The 17,453-nt window shown below is 42.2% G+C and carries 15 protein-coding genes; 8 read left to right on the top strand and 7 right to left on the bottom strand.

Features of this window, described 5'->3' with window-relative positions; all coding sequences use genetic code 11:
- Positions 1-1,098 precede the first annotated feature (1,098 nt).
- The gene (locus DWZ47_RS30450; RefSeq protein WP_007748797.1) at positions 1,099-1,266 is read right to left on the bottom strand and encodes a hypothetical protein; all 168 of its coding nucleotides are present in this window, start codon (positions 1,264-1,266) and stop codon (positions 1,099-1,101) included.
- Between the two features lie 192 nt (positions 1,267-1,458).
- Here DWZ47_RS30450 and DWZ47_RS21430 point away from each other — a divergent pair, with 192 nt between their 5' ends.
- Both DWZ47_RS21430 and DWZ47_RS21425 read left to right on the top strand, forming a co-directional pair.
- Positions 1,459-1,662 (top strand): helix-turn-helix domain-containing protein, encoded by a 204-nt coding sequence (locus DWZ47_RS21430; protein WP_032839158.1) that lies wholly within the window; start codon positions 1,459-1,461, stop codon positions 1,660-1,662.
- Positions 1,663-1,673: 11 nt separating this feature from the next.
- Positions 1,674-1,967, top strand: coding sequence for a helix-turn-helix domain-containing protein (locus DWZ47_RS21425; RefSeq protein WP_005681481.1), 294 nt, complete (start codon positions 1,674-1,676; stop codon positions 1,965-1,967).
- A gap of 84 nt (positions 1,968-2,051) precedes the next feature.
- Here the strand turns inward: DWZ47_RS21425 and DWZ47_RS21420 are convergent, their stop codons facing one another.
- Both DWZ47_RS21420 and DWZ47_RS21415 read right to left on the bottom strand, forming a co-directional pair.
- Positions 2,052-3,263, bottom strand: a complete 1,212-nt coding sequence (locus DWZ47_RS21420) for a site-specific integrase (RefSeq protein WP_005681480.1) — start codon at positions 3,261-3,263, stop codon at positions 2,052-2,054.
- A 19-nt stretch (positions 3,264-3,282) separates the two neighbouring features.
- A complete protein-coding gene (locus DWZ47_RS21415; RefSeq protein ID WP_005681479.1) occupies positions 3,283-4,512 on the bottom strand; it encodes a site-specific integrase in 1,230 nt (409 codons plus the stop codon).
- Between the two features lie 64 nt (positions 4,513-4,576).
- Between DWZ47_RS21415 and DWZ47_RS21410 the strand changes: the two genes are divergently transcribed.
- Both DWZ47_RS21410 and DWZ47_RS21405 read left to right on the top strand, forming a co-directional pair.
- Complete coding sequence (locus DWZ47_RS21410; protein ID WP_182281642.1) at positions 4,577-4,996, top strand: integrase; 420 nt, start codon at positions 4,577-4,579, stop codon at positions 4,994-4,996.
- A gap of 376 nt (positions 4,997-5,372) precedes the next feature.
- Positions 5,373-8,270, top strand: coding sequence for a hypothetical protein (locus DWZ47_RS21405; protein WP_117514608.1), 2,898 nt, complete (start codon positions 5,373-5,375; stop codon positions 8,268-8,270).
- A gap of 279 nt (positions 8,271-8,549) precedes the next feature.
- Here the strand turns inward: DWZ47_RS21405 and DWZ47_RS21400 are convergent, their stop codons facing one another.
- The 4 genes from DWZ47_RS21400 to DWZ47_RS21385 form a co-directional block, all read right to left on the bottom strand.
- Entirely contained in the window at positions 8,550-9,047 is a 498-nt protein-coding gene (locus tag DWZ47_RS21400; protein ID WP_004307158.1) for a GDYXXLXY domain-containing protein, read from the bottom strand.
- Positions 9,034-10,008 carry a DUF4401 domain-containing protein gene (locus DWZ47_RS21395; RefSeq protein WP_117514606.1) on the bottom strand — a complete coding sequence of 325 codons (975 nt, stop codon included), beginning with the start codon at positions 10,006-10,008 and terminating at the stop codon, positions 9,034-9,036. The genes DWZ47_RS21400 and DWZ47_RS21395 overlap by 14 nt, the downstream gene beginning before the upstream one ends.
- Positions 9,992-10,909, bottom strand: coding sequence for a DUF2157 domain-containing protein (locus tag DWZ47_RS21390; RefSeq protein WP_117514604.1), 918 nt, complete (start codon positions 10,907-10,909; stop codon positions 9,992-9,994). The genes DWZ47_RS21395 and DWZ47_RS21390 overlap by 17 nt, the downstream gene beginning before the upstream one ends.
- Positions 10,910-11,064: 155 nt before the next feature.
- Entirely contained in the window at positions 11,065-12,804 is a 1,740-nt protein-coding gene (locus tag DWZ47_RS21385; protein ID WP_032842260.1) for a thiamine pyrophosphate-dependent enzyme, read from the bottom strand.
- 236 nt (positions 12,805-13,040) lie between these two features.
- Here DWZ47_RS21385 and DWZ47_RS21380 point away from each other — a divergent pair, with 236 nt between their 5' ends.
- The 4 genes from DWZ47_RS21380 (at position 13,041) to DWZ47_RS21365 (ending at position 17,424) form a co-directional block, all read left to right on the top strand.
- Positions 13,041-13,259 carry a winged helix-turn-helix domain-containing protein gene (locus DWZ47_RS21380; protein WP_004301053.1) on the top strand — a complete coding sequence of 73 codons (219 nt, stop codon included), beginning with the start codon at positions 13,041-13,043 and terminating at the stop codon, positions 13,257-13,259.
- A gap of 172 nt (positions 13,260-13,431) precedes the next feature.
- The gene (locus DWZ47_RS21375; protein ID WP_004311766.1) at positions 13,432-14,445 is read left to right on the top strand and encodes a threonine aldolase family protein; all 1,014 of its coding nucleotides are present in this window, start codon (positions 13,432-13,434) and stop codon (positions 14,443-14,445) included.
- An 89-nt stretch (positions 14,446-14,534) separates the two neighbouring features.
- Positions 14,535-15,734 carry a BamA/TamA family outer membrane protein gene (locus DWZ47_RS21370; RefSeq protein ID WP_004301038.1) on the top strand — a complete coding sequence of 400 codons (1,200 nt, stop codon included), beginning with the start codon at positions 14,535-14,537 and terminating at the stop codon, positions 15,732-15,734.
- Positions 15,721-17,424, top strand: a complete 1,704-nt coding sequence (locus tag DWZ47_RS21365) for a phosphoethanolamine transferase (protein WP_117514602.1) — start codon at positions 15,721-15,723, stop codon at positions 17,422-17,424. The genes DWZ47_RS21370 and DWZ47_RS21365 overlap by 14 nt, the downstream gene beginning before the upstream one ends.
- Positions 17,425-17,453: the final 29 nt, after the last annotated feature.

Raw genomic sequence — 17,453 nt, 5'->3', positions numbered from 1 at the left:
ACTATAAATAAAAGTAATATTTAATATTGTTGAAACCTCAACATCTGATACAATCTTCAAGGTCTTTTGTAGAGTTTACAAACTTATTTCCAGCATTATAAGACAATTAAACAACAAACTTTTTGTTTTGAGGGCTTATTTTGACCGTTATCTTTTCTGTCTTATTGGCATGGTTATAAAACATACAGTATAATTCTGGGAAAAGACGTTGAATTTCTTTATAATGCAAAAACTTTTTTCATGATAAAATTAATAATATCATACTACAAAGATAAGACTAAATCGATGTTTTATAGTTATGGAAGAAAATATAAAATCTAACAAAAACATTTATACACATCTTATAATCAGATATTTATTATTGAGATGCTTAATATTATCTAACGTAAGACTAACATTTATATTTTAAGACGTTTTGATGTCGACTTAAATATCCAATATTAGTTTCTAAAATAAATAGTAATATACAGGTATACTATCTCAAACGATTGAATTTTGCTTCCGTTAAATACATATATGTCTCAGTACCAAGAAGGGGTAGTACAGTTGTCGGCAAATACGAATATCCGATCGTTTTTGAGTGCAATAAAGTTTATTGTATCGACTGGCTGTATTTTGTCGGCAATATGAAGGAACTACTTAATTATTTTGAACTGATGGACTAAACGAATGAAAGTATACTTCTGCATCACCTGCCATTATATAGTAAGTCAGGCATGTATCAAAAGGTATAGATTTTGTACTGCCATTTTTTAAGAAGTGGATAGGCCTACTGGGTGAAGGCTTCTTTGATATACGAGGAAAAATGGGTAAAGGCGTACATTATCTTATGGATAAATATACCTCAAAATATATTCCTGAATGAAAGTTGTATATTCTGGAATATATTTTGCTTTTAACAGAAAACAAGTTTCGCAAAGAAAATCTATGAATTGAGACTTCTATTCTCTCACGAGTTGTGAAGCATCCGATAGTACAATGGAAAATATCCCTGATTGCCGAAGAAACGTGATTCTCCCTCATTCATCGCCAAATAAAAACGGGAGAACCGAATGCTCTAGGTATTGCTCATATCCTTTACGTACTCAGGTAGTCCGCCTATGGGTTGGGAAATGCCCGTTTGGCAGGATTTTTTTCCCTTATATAGAACACAACGGGCTCATGAGTGACACATTCTTCGGATGGGTATAGCGGATTCAGATACCCCTTTATAAATATCTTTTCATCTCCTGACAATTGCTGACTATCCATGACTATTCCTGCCATCAGTCCGGTCCAGTTTGGCAGGTATCGTTTTTTCTCTTACATTCGCATCAACGAATATTTAAAATCGATCATATGGAAATATATTACATTGAAGCCGGTATCTTTGACAGGATGCTGGGATGTGTCGAAAGTCTATCGACACGCGTGGACAGGCTGTATGAGAAAAATGCGAATAAAGGGGTTGGTGAGTGACTGGACGGTCAGGATGTCTGCCTGCGCCTTGACATTTCTTCCCGTACCCTGCAGACCCTTCGTGATACCGGACGGTTGGCGTTCACCCAGGTTCAGCGTAAATTTTATTACAAACCGGAAGATGTGGAGAGGCTGATGACTTATGTCGGTATGAGGCGCAAGGAGAAGGCGGTGAGAGACAGAAGAAAAAGCAATAACTTTTAAAAAAGCAAGAAATGGAAGGAATTATCGGTAAGGAGAGTGAGAGTATCCTGCGTTTCTTTATTCTGCTGGAGAATATTCAGGTAAAAATGGATCAGCTAATGGAGGGTAACCGCCCGCCTTTTAACGGTGAACGGTTCCTGACTGACAGGGAGTTGTCCGGGCTGTTGAAAATCAGTCGCAGATGTCTGCAGGATTATCGTGACCAGGGTCGGCTCCCCTATGTCCAACTGGGTGGAAAGGTGCTGTATAAAACGTCGGACATTGAAAAATTATTGGAAGGTAACTATCACAGGGCGCTGATATAATATTGCCCTTTTTAGGCTTTAATGGGATGAGTGTTGGGACTGTCAAGGATTCCGACACTCATCCCATTTTTTATCTGGACATTTTTAGCTCTTAACCCAGTCCGTATCCTTCCGCTTTCTTCTTTTCATGAGCCAATCCATGTCCGAGGATATTTTCTGGTCAGTGACTTGCGCATATACCTGCGTGCTATTGATGTTTGTGTGTCCCATCATCTTGGCGATGCTTTCTATCGGAATACCGGAGGTCATCATTAGAGTTCCGAACGAATGCCTAGCCATATGATAGGATAAATTTTCCTTCATCCCCAGTGCTACACCCAGCCCGTGGACCTCGTACCAGAGGATATCCCGGACCGGTAACGGAAAGACCGGCTTCTCGTTATCCGTGGTGTTGTAAAGTTCTAGTATTTGTTCGGCTACCGGGTGTAACGGGATAAATGCTTCTGCGCCCGTCTTAGCCCGGCGGATGCGGATGTATCTTCTTCCTAGGGAACTCTTTTCAATGTGGCGTGGATGGAGTCTGCGCGTATCCACATAGGCAAGCCCTGTGAAAGAGGAGAATATGAATGTCCTGCGTGCCAGCTCCATCATCGGGTCGGGCATCGGGGTCTCCATTATCAGTTTCAACTCATTGCGCCCGATGTGCTTCAATTTCGGACTGTCCTTCTTCTCGTATGCCACGTCCTCTATCGGATTGGCTCTCAATACTTCCCGGTCCACAGCGATATAGATGAGCCTGTTAAGCCAGCACAGGCAGTGGTTCACATGTCCGTTCCCATGTCCCAGCTCTTTCTTGAGAAAGATTTTGAAGGATTCGGCGAACTCCTCGGTGATGTCTGAAAAGGCGATGTCCCTCATCCCCCTGGATTCGATGAACTGCCTCAGATTGAGCTGGGTTGTCTTTGACTGGCGATAAGTTGAGGTGGAGTTAATCTCGACTGAACGGATTCTAAGCCGTTCCCGTTCTGCCTCTCCGGTCTGCAGCAGGAATTCCGGAATGGAAACGGTATTTGATACGGTAGCTTTGAGTAATTCCGCCGTGACCACTCCCTGGTTCTTCAGCAGGTTCCCGTATGCCTCTTCCAGTCGGCTGCGGAAAGCGGTAAGGCGGTTGTTTTCTTTGTTCATCCTGATTTCTCCTTTGTTACTGTCCCAGTCACTGGGCTTGCAATAGATGCCTGTCGTGACAGCTGACTTCCTGCCGTCGATGCTGATCCGGCAGAGGATGGCTGTCGTTCCGTCCGATTTCACCTTGTTACGGTTGATGTAGAACATGAGTCTGAATGTACTGCGCATGGTAATGACGTTTTTAGGATTAAAGAATTAGTTTGAGATCACGTGTCGCCTCAATGAACCTGTCCATGTCTTCGAACAGTCTCTTCGGGGTTACACGGGCGTAGATTTGGGTGGTCTTTATGTTGGAGTGTCCCAGCATCTTGCTGATGGTCTCGATCGGCACTCCCTCCTCGAGTGTGATCAGAGAAGCGAAGGAATGCCTTGCTGTATGGTAGACAAGGTCCTGGCTGAGTCCTGCCATCAGGCGCAGGGATTTCATATTGGCCCTGAGCGTATGGTAGTCCTGCGGTGGAAAGAGGGTCATGCGGGCATCATCACGGTACTTTTCGATCAGCACGAGGGCTTCCGGCAGCAGCTTGACGCGCCCGAGGTAGTTGGTCTTCTTCCTCCGGTACTTCAGCCAGAGATTGTTTTCTTCATCCGTGAAGAGGTTCTCCCGAGTGATACTTACCACATCAGCATAGGCTGTGCCGGTGTAGCAGGCGAAGAGGAAGAGGTCCCGGGTGATGACATGCGACCTGCGTTTCTCCGGAATCTCCAGATCACGCAGTTTCTCGAAATTCTCCCGGCTGAGTGCTTTCGGTGTACTTTCCTTCTGTTTGGGTAGTTTGAAGTGGCAGAAATGGTATTTCTCCGAATGTCCCTCCTTGTAGGCGATACGGCAGATCTTTTTCAGGATGGCCAGGTAGCCGCGAAGCGTGTCCACGGCATGTCCTTTTTCCATGAGGATGAAATCCTGATAGTCGCGGATGAACTGCTCGTTGAGTTGCCCGAATGCCAGGTCCGAGACCTTGAACTTCGCCTTGATGAATTCGGAAAGCGTGCGGTAGGTGAAGAGGTAGGTCGAGAGTGTGGTGGGCGCACGGTCTACGCCAACACGGGCCTTCATTTCCCCATTGTGTCGGTCGAGAAGCTTGAGCAGGGTCATCTGTATGCCCGCATTACCCTGAAACATGTCCCTGACCGCGGCGGCATCGAAGTCCTTTTTCCTTTCCATGAGGGAATTGAAGGCCGAGTGTACGGCAAGCAGTAGCCTCTCTATTTTTTCATTGGTTTCCACCGCTTTCCGGCTTTTGCCGTTCAGCCGACTCTCACGTGCGTTCCATAGCTCAGGGGTACAGGATAGCTTGCAGCTGAACTGCGCCATCGTGCGGTTGAGGGTGATCCGTCCCATGATCGGGGCTTTGCCGTTCTTGTCCGGCTCGCTCTTTTTCAGGTAGAGCAGTACCTTAAATTTTTCCACTTTCATAACGCTCTTTTTTAGGTTGTAAAAATACTCCTTTGAAAAGCGCCCTTTGGCATGCAAAATATTGATGAACAGTGAATACAAATCCGCTTTGTTCTTATCGATAAAAATCGGTTACCTGTCGTCGTTTCAGAAACAGGCGGCTAACAGCCTGGTAACTGAAACGCTGCAATATTTTGTTTTCTTTTGCAGGCCAGCCTATTCTGCAATTCTCGTAAAGTGCTTAATTATAAACGTTTTACGTTTTATACTCGCCATTCCGTTTTTTACTGCATTTCTAAATATTACTTACACCGCCCGTCATACCTGGGCTACGACGGCTTATTATTGTGAAATCCATCCGGGTATTATTTCCGAAGCGATGGGACATTCGTCTATCACCGTCACTGAAACTTATCTGAAGCCTTTCAGGAATAAGAAAATTGATGAAGCAAATAAGCAAGTTCTTGATTTTGTGAAGCGTTCAGTGACAGGTGTAAGTGCTTGAAAATTATTCTGTTACTCTGTAGGTAACGGGAATGAATATCGGTGCAAATATGAGCATATTTCTTAAAACAACCAAACGAAATCACACATTTTTTCTAATAAAGCATTCAAAAGTAGAACTAGGACAAATAAAACACGCGGATTCTTTGTATTAGGGCTTTGTTAACTTCTAAATTTTGCAAAAGATTTCCTTCCCCTCTACTGCCTTTCAGAAGCAGGGGTAAAAAAGTTTCATCACATTTGGTATCATTTTTCAGTATTGACTACTCTCGAAGAGCAGGCACAAAGGTTTCTCTGTTACCTACAGAGTAACGGGTTGTGCTATTATTGAAACTTAGTGTTTAATAATATATTATTAATGTAATTTTTAAGTAGTTATGAAAAGAAAATTTGTAAAAGTGATGTTCTTCGGGGCGTTGGCACTTGCAGTTAGCACAGCAGTGACAAGTTGCAAGGACTACGATGATGATGTTAAAAATTTGCAGGAGCAAATTGATAAGATTACATCTACAAGTCCGGTCAGCTCGGAAGAATTGAAAGCGGCTGTTGATAAAGCTAAAAGTGAATTGACAGAACTGTTGAACAAGAAAGCTGATATTACAGCTTTGGAAAAAGAAATTCAAGATTTGAAAGATACCTTAGCTAAAGGGGGAGATGAAGCTTTATTGGCAGATCTTGCAAAACAGTTGGCAGACAAGACTAATTTGTTGACATGGGAAAATCTTAAGACTGATGAAACCATTGCTAAATTAAAAACGGATATTGATGCTTTAAATAAAGTATCATCAACTTTGGATGCTTTGGTAAAAGCAGAGCAAAAATATAAAGAATCAGGAGATTTAAGTGGATTTGACAACACAAGCTTCGATGCATTAATCAATAATAGCATTAAAGAGGCAATAGAGAAAGAGGGTGATATTGCTGCATATGTTCAAGGTGTAGTACAGAAAGCTACTTTAGCTGATTTTAAAGCTATCAATAATGAAGTTTCTACTTTGACAGGTGGTGTTTGGAAATCCATGGAAGCATTTATTACAGATTGCTATACTCTTTTATATGATAAAGAAGATGGTATTCTGGCTAGATTGACAGAACTGGAAAAGTTGCAAGAAGCTGTAGATGCCTTCATTAAAGAGAATGATAATTACGAGAAGTATGCTGATATTCTAAACCAAATTGAAGCATCCAGACAGGCTTTGACTGCATTGAGTCTTCCTGCAGGTAGTAAAAATCTAACAGAAGCAATTGAGGCTATAATAAAAGCACAATTAAAAGAAGAAGATTCGTCACTTGCTAGCTTGAAGAAAGAACTTCAAGATGAGATCAATGCTATCAAGAAGATGGTGCAAAGCGTATCATTTGTTCCTAAGACATCCGATAGAATAGTAAACTTTACTACGTTATATGCTAAATCAAAAGCAGCAGATGCCAATTATGGAACAATTACTCTTGATGGTGCTTCTACTCAAGAAGTTATGTTCCGTATTTCTCCTGCTGATGCTGCTGAATCATTTGTAGACAATTATGATGTGACTTTCAGTGCAGATAGAGAAATGACGAGAGCTGTGCAGGTAGATCAGTTTGTGGTAGTTGATAAGCCAGTTGTAGATGGTGGCTTAGTAACTTATACAATTAAGTCTAATGCTACAAAGAGCTTTGCTGTGTGTATGCACGTAGTTACTAAAGAAGATAAAGTGGAAACATTAGGTAAAACAGATATTACTTCTGATTATTTCGCAGCTATTGTTGGGAAGAAGTATTTGGTAGATGCATATTATAAAGCAAATTCTGGTGCTGATGTAGATATGGAACTTCCTTACGATGTTAAAGATGGCAAGGCAGAATATAACGGTAAAGGTCGTGTTGTATTATCTGTATCTAATAGTGCAGATGGAACTGCTCCGTCAGAGGTTGAATTGTCTGAATATCCAGGCTTTGATCCAAAATCTTTGACTACAACATTTAGTGTAGTTAATGACACTTACTTCAAGGTTAGTGGTACTGCTGTAATGCTGAATGCCTATGAGACTCCAAGTTATATTGGCCAAGTTACAGATGTTAATGCGAAAGTGACTGCTGCAGGCTTCTATACTCCTGCTACTGATAAGAAGATTGGTACAGTGACTGTTACTAAGACAACTAAAAAAGCTACTATTGATTATGGTAAGATTGAACCTGCAACTTGGAGTAATGACGCACAAACTGTTGCAGCTTCGAAATTCCCATTGAATAAGATTTATGATGCTGAAGACGTGAAGCTGACTCTTACTGAATTCCAAGCTTTGACAGGTGAAGTAGTGAAAGAAGTAACTGATAAGGTTTATTTTGCTATTTCTACAGATCCTTCTTCTAAAAATGAATTAACAGCTGTCATTGCAGCGCAAACTCCTGCCGGTGTTTATCCTATTAAGGCTAAATTTACTTCTGATGGTAGAGAAATTACAGTAACTGCTACTATTACAGTACAAAACCCTGAAATTGCAGAGTTGGCAGTAGATAAATATCTTTGGGGTGGAACAGCAACAGCTGGTAAAGTTGGGTTTACTCCGACGCTGGATCAGGAAGAAAAGCCATCTTCTATTACTTTGAGCTATGACTTATCCAAGCTGTTTACTAACTATTCTGCTGTACAGGCAGCTGTTACTGGTGTTACAGGTGCTACTTTGAAAATTGATGTTCCTAATTGGAATAAGATTGAAGGTATTGGCTATAGTGAACCGACATTGACATTTAGGAAGGATGACTATACAGGTAAGACTACAGACGGAAAAGATGCGAAAGTACAAATCGTTGCTACAGTGTCTTTAGCGGGTACGACTACACCTCTTCAGAAATTAACAGCTGATGTAAATATCAATGATATTAGTGGTTCTTGGGTTGCTGGTAAGAAAGCAGTAGAACTGAACAGCAAGGCTGGTGTTTATCCTTTGGCCGATGGATTTAGTTGGAATGATATGAGAGGTAAAGCTATGTGGAAAGATGGTAGTCAGGTAGATGACCAAGTTGAGTTTGGCACAGCTACTCCACTCGCTATTTATGGTTTGACTGCTCCTTCATTCAAATTTGTAGATGCTGAAGGCAAAGATACAACTTGTCCATACTTAACAGTTGATAATGATGGTAAGTTGTCATTTACAACTACTGGTAAAGGATATAATTTCCAAACTGATTATACCGCTTACGTAATGATTGTTGCTAGCTCACAATGGGGTACAATTACTAATTATGCAAATAATAATGTAATAACAGTAACTATACCTGCTAATGTGAAGTAAAACAGATAAAACCCTTCTTCACCTTGTGTGAAGAATACGCCGAGAAGAAACAGAGTGAAGGATTTGGCTTGTGAAAGTCAATCCTTCCAATTCTGTTCTTCTTATAGAAAGGGATACCTCCCTTATTTCCCACAGGTATCCCTTTTTTTTATTTCATAACATCTCCTTATTTGCACTAGAAACCAATTTGCTAGTCCCTTATTTCCCTATAGATTAAGGAGATGTTTTGAGAATATAGAAAGCCCGGGCTTGCGAAAGTACGGGCTTTTTCATTATTATTTATTTATCGGATTGAATATAATGGAAGTTCTCGTCATACAGTCCTACGAGCAGGCTTTGGCCTTTACCATCCACTTTCAGCCCGCCATATACGGCTTTTTGATAAAGAGTATCTTGTCCCTCTTCAAAGAAGAAAGACTCGGCACCGAGGAAGATCCGGTGACGTACTATTTTATATTTGATGACTAGCTCATTGTCGTTTACAGGCTCTAAAGCGTTTTGCAGCCGCACTATTTTTCCTACTTGATTACTGTCAATTTGAAGTATGGCATAACCGCGTATGGCAGTTTGTTGGTCTAGCAGATCTGATGAAGCTTCTTTGTAGCTAAGCCTCATATAGTCTCCTTGCATAAGAGAGCGGGGATCGACGGGAGCTAGCTGTAACAAAATCAACTGTCCGTCTTTCAAAGTTTGCTCTTTTTTATAAACCGACCAGTTGAAATATCCCAGTAGCAGTATCAGGTTTGCAATAATCAATATTCGGCTATACTTTTTCATGTCTTGTTCTTTTTTGAGTGAAGAAATACCAGGCTGTAATACATGCAATTCCGATGAAGAAAAGTGTCATGGATTTGGTGAGCAGGCTTAAATTCAGATCATAATAGTATTTGGAAACGGCATAGATAAAAAGAAGAAGCGAGGCAGCACACTCCGCTTTGTAGCCATAATGGAAACATATTAGAATCAGCAACAAACTGCCGGATAAATAAGGAGCAAACACAGTAGGCAGACAGATAACAATACAAAGAATATAGATACCAATCTGGTTCACCGGATGATCCACTTTCATGACCTGCATGATTCGTTGAACCATTATAAGAATACCGATCCATATACAAACAGACAGTATGCAGGACACAAGCCAACTATTTGTTTCTGATATCATGTAATTGATTGATAATCCTCCCAGTGAGACGATACCGGATACGAATAATCCGAAATGAAATGATTTGTATTTGGAAAGGTAATTCTCTGTTCCTATACACTCAAACAACTTGTTTTCAAAGATGTTGGTAAATAGAAATACTCCAAGGATAGGGACTACGGCTATTTGCAAGGGATAAAACGAAGAAAAGACATGGGCAGCTTCTCCGAAGAAAGATATATTAAACAGAATGACTGAAAGAAAGGGGAGAATAAATCCTCTTGATAATAAGAATGTGAGAATACTGATTCCCATAAGTGTAATGAAGAGGAGATTAATGCTGGTATTTATACCGAAGCCAATCAATACACATCCGGCTATGTATAAAGTGATGTTCATTGCATCCAGAAAAGACCGGATCACCATGCGGCTGATTGTTAGCGTAGTGAGAATTAATATACTTCCGGCAATCAGGCAAGAAATATCGGAGCGGAGGATTCTGGCAAGTGCCAGAAATCCCAAAAAGAAAATAGCCGTCAGGATTCCTCCGATAATGGATACGACTTGAATAGTGAGGTTATGCTTCTGTGCCATACCATTGCTTTTTTAGATGAAGAATGATGTAAATGAGCAAAGTTGTTCCGGTGATGACAATAACTCCTCCGTAGAAGAATATCTGAACATCCCTAAGATTGCTTTGTGATATGAATGTAGTCAATAGAATCATTAATGCGGCAAACGGAATGATAGCCAGATAGAACAGGCTTTTTACTTTCCACCCATACCAAAGTCCCGCAGAGAATAGAAGGACGGTGCTTATGAGGGGAACAGACAATATGGCGTTCTCTTCGCAGATTGCCATCATTAACAGAAAACTGGTGTGTATAATGGTAGCCAGTGAAAGAAGACTGACGAACCAACGATTGTTTCTGTCCAAATGACCTTTTGCGCTCATTCCTTCCGTGATGAGCGTTGTCAAGGCACATATCCAGGTTACTGCATTAGCCAACAAAGTCATTTCCCAAGAGTTGGTATTAGCTATCTGTATATTGTACAACCATATCGTAGTGCAAAGTAATCCGATGAACGTCAGCCATAACGGAGCGAAACGGATAGCAACCGCCCAGAGAATGGTGAAAAGAGTCCATCCCAGGAAAAGATCGTAAGCATCGGCTCCCGTTTGGTAGATTTGTCCGAAGACGGCGAAAAGCGTACCTATCAGGAACGTAGCTCCAGTCAGGAGAATCTGTTTGACGAGCTTATTCCAACGGGTGAATGTAGCGAGCAGGACAGAAGCTATTAATAACACCTCTACTATTCCTAACTTTGCAAATTTAGGTAATTCATCCCAGTTGTAGGCAAAAAAGAAGATAATGCCTGCCACTGTAAAACCAACGCCCACTGCCAATAAAAAAACAGAAAGAAATTGATTCCATTGTTTTTTATCAGCGTACAGTGCTTGTCGGGATAAAGGCGAAGAGTCGGTCTTTTCCATGTGTTTTTACTTTTTGATGATTACAAACATAAGAAAATAAAATGATTATCACCTCAAGATAGACTATAAAAAGGTATGACTTACCTTATTGCAATAGACAATAATAGCAAGTCATACTTTGAGAGAGGTAATGAAAATATTAAAAATAGAATAACTTAAAATACCTCCCGTATATGTTTAAAGTTAGAATTGATCGTATCAATCACTTCTTGTGAACGGCCGTTGATTAACAACTTATACATTGACTGCGCAAAGCCCACCATTTGCCCGAATTCAATTTTAGGAGGCATGGCTAGTGCGTTCGGATCGGTCATGATATTAACAAGTACCGGACCATCCAACTCGAATGCATTCAATAAAGTAGTCAACACTTCTTCCGGATCGCTGACATTAAACCCGGTCATTCCCATTGCTTCGGCCACTTGGGCGAAGTCAGGATTCAACATATTCGTTTGCCAGTCCGGCAATCCGTCCACTTCCATTTCCAACTTCACCATTCCCAATGAACGGTTGTTGAATACGATGATTTTAATCGGCAACTTATATTGTACAACGGTTTCCAAGTCTCCTAAAGTCATCGATAATCCGCCATCTCCGCAAAGCGCAACCACCTGACGATCCGGATAAGCCAACGCGGCACCGATAGCTTGCGGCAACGCATTTGCCATCGAACCATGATTGAAAGAACCCAGCATGTGGCGTTTGCCCGTTGCTTGCAGATAACGTGCTCCCCATACACAAGTCATTCCCGTATCTACCGTAAACACAGCATCGTCCGAACTTAGTTTGTCTATTTCAGACATCACATATTCGGGATGAATCTTATTTACGCCCCCTTTATCTTCTGTGTAAGCGGCCAAGTCCTTCTTTACTCCCTCGTATCTTTTGAGTTGTTTCAGTAAGAAAGAATCATCCGTTTTCGGATTCAGCATACGCAATAAAGACTGGATGCTAAGTTTGACGTCTCCACAAAGTCCGATATCCACCTTTGCGCGACGTCCCAGACGTTCGGGCTTTATGTCAATCTGGGCTATCTTGATATCATCCGGCAGGAAAGCAGAATATGGAAAGTCAGTGCCGAGCATGAGAAGCACTTCAGCTTCGTGCATACTGTAATATCCCGAAGGCATTCCCAACAATCCCGTCATACCCACTTCATACGGATTCTCATATTGCACCTCCATCTTTCCTTTGAAAGTATATACCACCGGAGCATTCAGCTTCTCGGAAAGCGCGATTACTTCCTCGTGAGCTCCCCGGCAACCGATGCCGCAGAAAAGAGTGATACGTGTATGTTTGTTTAATAAGTCGGCCAATTGAGCCAAATCTTCTTCCGACGGGCAAACCTCCGGTGGGGCAGGATAGTTCCGGACCGACGAGTCGACAGCAACGGCAGAAGCCTTTGCCAAGTCTCCCGGCAGCCCGATGACGGACACCCCTTTACGGGTGACAGCCGTTTGTATGGCCGATTGGAGCATACGTGGAAATTGCTTGGGAGTAGTGGCTACTTCATTATAATAACTGCAATCGTTAAAAAGTTTGATTGTATTCGTCTCCTGAAAATACTCCGTACCGAATTCTCCGGTAGGAATCGTAGAAGCGATGGCGATTACCGGTGCGCCGGACCGGTGTGCGTCATACAAGCCGTTAATCAGATGAACATGTCCCGGCCCGCTACTTCCCGCGCAGCATCCCGGGCGACCGGTCAGTTGTGCTTCTGCCGCAGCGGCATACGCCCCTGTTTCTTCGTGGCGCACATGTATCCATTTTATTTGATCGTTTTTTCTGACTGCTTCGTTTACTTCATTCAGACTGTCGCCTGTTACGGCGTAGATGCGTTCAACTCCGGATTTTACCAGAGTATCTATCAACTGTTCTGCTATTTTTTTTGCCATAGCTGTAATTGGTTTAGGATTGATTTTTATGTAATAACAGATGGCTGCAAAGAAAAGTTCTGATTTAACATATGCTAATAACGCCTTTGTGTCGGGACACATCACCACTTTTATGTTAAAATTAATTCTGTAACAACTTTTTAGTAAAGATGTATAAACAATTGCAATATCCTTTTGTTATCTTTATAGGCGAAATCTTAACCTAATGTATTAAACCTCTTAATTACTCTAGAAAAATGAACAGAAATGAAATCGGTGTGAATGCCGGTAAGGTTTGGCAACTGCTTAGTAATAATGAGAAGTGGAGCTATGGACTTTTGAAGAGAAAATCCGGGCTGAAAGATAAAGAGCTGGGTGCCGCTTTGGGGTGGTTGTCAAGAGAGAGCAAAATAGAGTTCGATCAGTGCGATGAAGAGCTTTATGTATATCTCTGTGTGAATGTTTATATTGGCTGAAAGAGTTTGACGCTTTAACGAGAACAGAAGAATCTCCAGAGGAATGACAGCATAGTCAGCACTTCGGAGATTCTTGTTTTTTTATCCTTTTTCTGCTTTATGTTTCTTCCTTTCAATGGATTTCCGGAAATAATTCTGTTACTTTGCATCACGAATTAAAATGTAAGAAACAATGAGAAGTTTTGCCTCCGACAATAATTCCGGTGTGCATCCGTTGGTAATGGAAGCATTGAACCGGGCTAATATAGACCATTCTTTAGGATATGGCGATGATAAATGGACAGAAGAAGCCGTAGCGAAAATAAAGGAAACCTTTACGCCCAACTGTGTCCCCTTGTTTGTATTTAACGGAACAGGTAGCAACGTGGTAGCATTGCAGCTGATGACCCGTCCGTATCATTCCATCTTTTGTGCGGAAACGGCTCATATCTATGTAGATGAATGCGGCTCTCCTGTGAAAATGACAGGTTGTCAGATTCACCCGATTGCCACTCCTGACGGTAAACTTACCCCGGAATTGATGCAACCTTATCTGCATGGTTTCGGCGATCAGCACCATTCACAACCCAGAGCCCTCTACATCTCCCAATGTACCGAACTTGGCACCATCTATACTCTCGAAGAGTTAAAACGTCTGACTGACTTTGCCCATCTGAATGGTATGTATGTACACATGGACGGAGCCAGAATAGCCAATGCCTGTGCCGCTTTGAATCTTTCCTTAAAGGAACTGACAGTAGACTGCGGAGTCGATATTCTTAGTTTTGGCGGAACGAAGAACGGACTGATGATGGGAGAGTGCGTGATTGTATTTAATAAAGACCTGCAACCGGAAGCCCGCTTCATCCGTAAGCAATCCGCCCAGCTCGCTTCGAAGATGCGTTACCTCTCTTGCCAGTTTACGGCATACCTCACAGATAACCTCTGGCTGAAGAATGCCAACCATGCCAATGCAATGGCTGCCAAACTTTACACTGAATTGAAGAAACTGCCCGAAGTAACTTTCACTCAAAAAGCCGAAAGTAACCAGTTATTCCTCACCATGCCCCGCCCGGTTATCGACCGCATGCTGGAGTCTTATTTCTTTTATTTCTGGAACGAAGAGAGGAATGAAATCCGTCTGGTAACTTCTTTTGATACGACAGAAGAAGATGTAGACGAGTTTATAAGACTTTTAAAACGTTAAAAAGGAAATCCGGAACAACAAAAGCGCCTGAATATCTGTTTTTATAGGAAGTTTGAAACTAACTTTGTCCGCAAAGTTTTCTACTTCTTATGATTATGAATACTAGACAGAACAGGCTAATCATATTCGCGCTTTTGTTGTTGACACAAACCCCGTTGGGCGCACAGCTGCATTCTACTAAAATTGAACTGCCGGAGGATTCTATATCTGCAACCATGGAAGATTCCATTCCGGCAAAACGCAGTTTCTTTAAAAAGTTTCTTGATTACTTCAATGACGCCAATAAGGAAAAAAAGAATAAAAAGTTTGATTTCAGTGTGATAGGCGGCCCACATTATTCCAGTGACACCAAGTTCGGACTCGGACTGGTGGCAGCCGGACTATATCGAACCGATCGGATTGATACGCTTCTTCCTCCCTCCAATGTCTCTCTTTACGGAGATGTGTCGACTGTCGGCTTCTATCTGTTGGGAGTCCGCGGAAATCATCTGTTTCCAAAAGATAAATACCGCTTGAATTACAATCTCTATTTCTATTCTTTTCCCAGTCTGTATTGGGGACGGGGATATGACAATGGAGCGAACTCTGATAACGAAAGCGATTATAAACGTTTTCAGGCACAGGTGAAAGTCGATTTTATGTTTCGGCTGGCAAAGAACTTCTACATCGGCCCGATGGCCGTATTCGATTATATCGACGGACGGAACTTTGAGAAACCGGAACTATGGGAAGGAATGGCCGCGCGAACCACTAATACCAGCCTGGGACTTTCCCTCCTTTACGATTCACGTGATTTCCTGACAAATGCATATCATGGCTATTATTTGCGGATAGACCAGCGGTTCAGTCCGGCTTTTCTCGGCAATAAATATGCGTTTAGCAGTACAGAACTGACTACCAGTTATTATCAGCCGGTATGGAAAGGTGGAGTGCTGGCAGGGCAATTCCACACATTGCTTACCTATGGCGATACCCCTTGGGGATTGATGGCAACATTGGGAAGTTCTTACTCCATGCGCGGATATTACGAAGGACGCTATCGGGACAAGGGAGCAATGGACGCGCAAATAGAACTCCGGCAACACGTCTGGAAACGGAATGGAGTAGCTGTATGGGTAGGAGCGGGAACGATTTTTCCACGACTTTCCGAGTTCACCCCGAAACACATTCTGCCTAATTATGGCTTCGGGTATCGTTGGGAATTTAAGAAGAGAGTAAATGTACGTTTGGATTTAGGGTTTGGCAAACACCAGACCGGATTTATTTTTAACATCAATGAAGCTTTTTAAAAATATAAAGAATTGGTTGGAAAATCAGGAACATCTGTTTTATCTGTTCCTGTTTATCTTGATAGTACCTAATATGGTACTCTGTTTTACAGAACCTTTACCATTTATGGCAAAAGTCGCCAATGTGTTGTTACCTTTCGGTTGCTATTACCTGTTGATGACTTTGTCGAGGAATTGCGGCAAGATGCTGTGGATTTTATTCCTGTTCCTGTTCTTCGGAGCCTTTCAGATCGTGTTGCTTTATTTATTCGGCCAGTCCATTATCGCTGTCGATATGTTTCTGAATCTGGTCACCACCAATTCGAGTGAGGCATTGGAACTGCTCGATAATCTCACACCTGCCATTATTGCTGTAATCATACTCTATGTACCTGCCCTGATATTAGGGACGATTTCAATTATACGTAAACGGAAACTTACGGTAGAGTTCATTCGCAGGGAACGGAAGAGAGCCTTCCTGGTCTTTGGAATCTCCCTCCTTAGTCTTGTCGGAGCCTATGTGCAGGATTCGGGATATGAGTTGAAATCTGATTTATACCCGCTAAACGTATGCTACAACGTAGGTCTTGCCTTTCAAAGAACAGCTCTGACACAGGATTACCACCGTACATCCAAAGACTTTACTTTCCATGCCCGGCCTACTCATCCGGAGGGAAAACGGGAAGTATATGTAATGGTCATAGGAGAAACCTCTCGTGCCCTAAACTGGCAATTGTATGGTTACGAACGTGAAACGAACCCGCTCTTATCCCGGCAAACGGGTCTGATTGCTTTCCCAAAAGTGTTGACAGAGTCGAATACGACACATAAAAGTGTCCCCATGCTGATGTCGGGTGCTACTGCCTGCAACTACGACTCTATCTACCATCAAAAAGGAATCATCACCGCTTTCAAAGAGGCAGGATTCCGGACGGCTTTTTTCTCCAACCAACGTTACAACCATTCATTTATCGACTTCTTCGGAATGGAAGCCGATACGTATGATTTTATAAAAGAAGATTCGGTCAGTTCTACCTATAATCCTTCTGACGACGAACTTCTGAAATTGGTGGAGGAGGAACTGGCGAAAGGTGCAACGAAACAATTCATCGTACTTCACACCTACGGTTCCCACTTTAACTATCGCGAACGTTACCCGTCGGAAGATGCTTTCTTTACGCCCGATTATCCGATGGAAGCAGAGAGAAAATACCGGGATAACCTGGTGAATGCCTATGACAACTCTATTCGTTACACGGATGATTTTCTGTCACGACTTATCCGTATGTTGGAAAAACAGCAGGTAGATGCCGCCATGCTCTACACTTCCGATCATGGAGAGGACATTTTCGACGATTCCCGTCATCTGTTCCTCCATGCTTCTCCCGTACCTTCTTATTATCAGCTTCATGTGCCATTCCTGATTTGGATGTCCGATGACTACCGCGAAACGTATCCCGAACGTTGGAATACCGCTATTGAAAATAAGGATAAGAATGTTTCTTCCAGCAGCTCTTTCTTCCCGACCATGCTGTCTTTAGGCGGAATAGAAACTCCTTACCGGGATGATTCGCAGGCTGTGACGGCTTCGCACTACGTCCTGAAACCGAGGGTTTATCTGAACGATCACAATGATCCCCGTCCGTTGGATGATTTGGGCATGAAGAAGCAAGACTTCCAGATGCTGGAAAAGAGGAATATCAAGTATTAAGTATTAGGTATTAATCCTTGTTAATTTTT

It is taken from the genome of Bacteroides sp. AF32-8BH (assembly GCF_003435205.1).
Taxonomy (GTDB): domain Bacteria; phylum Bacteroidota; class Bacteroidia; order Bacteroidales; family Bacteroidaceae; genus Bacteroides; species Bacteroides ovatus.
This window is presented reverse-complemented; position numbering and strand designations above follow the sequence as displayed.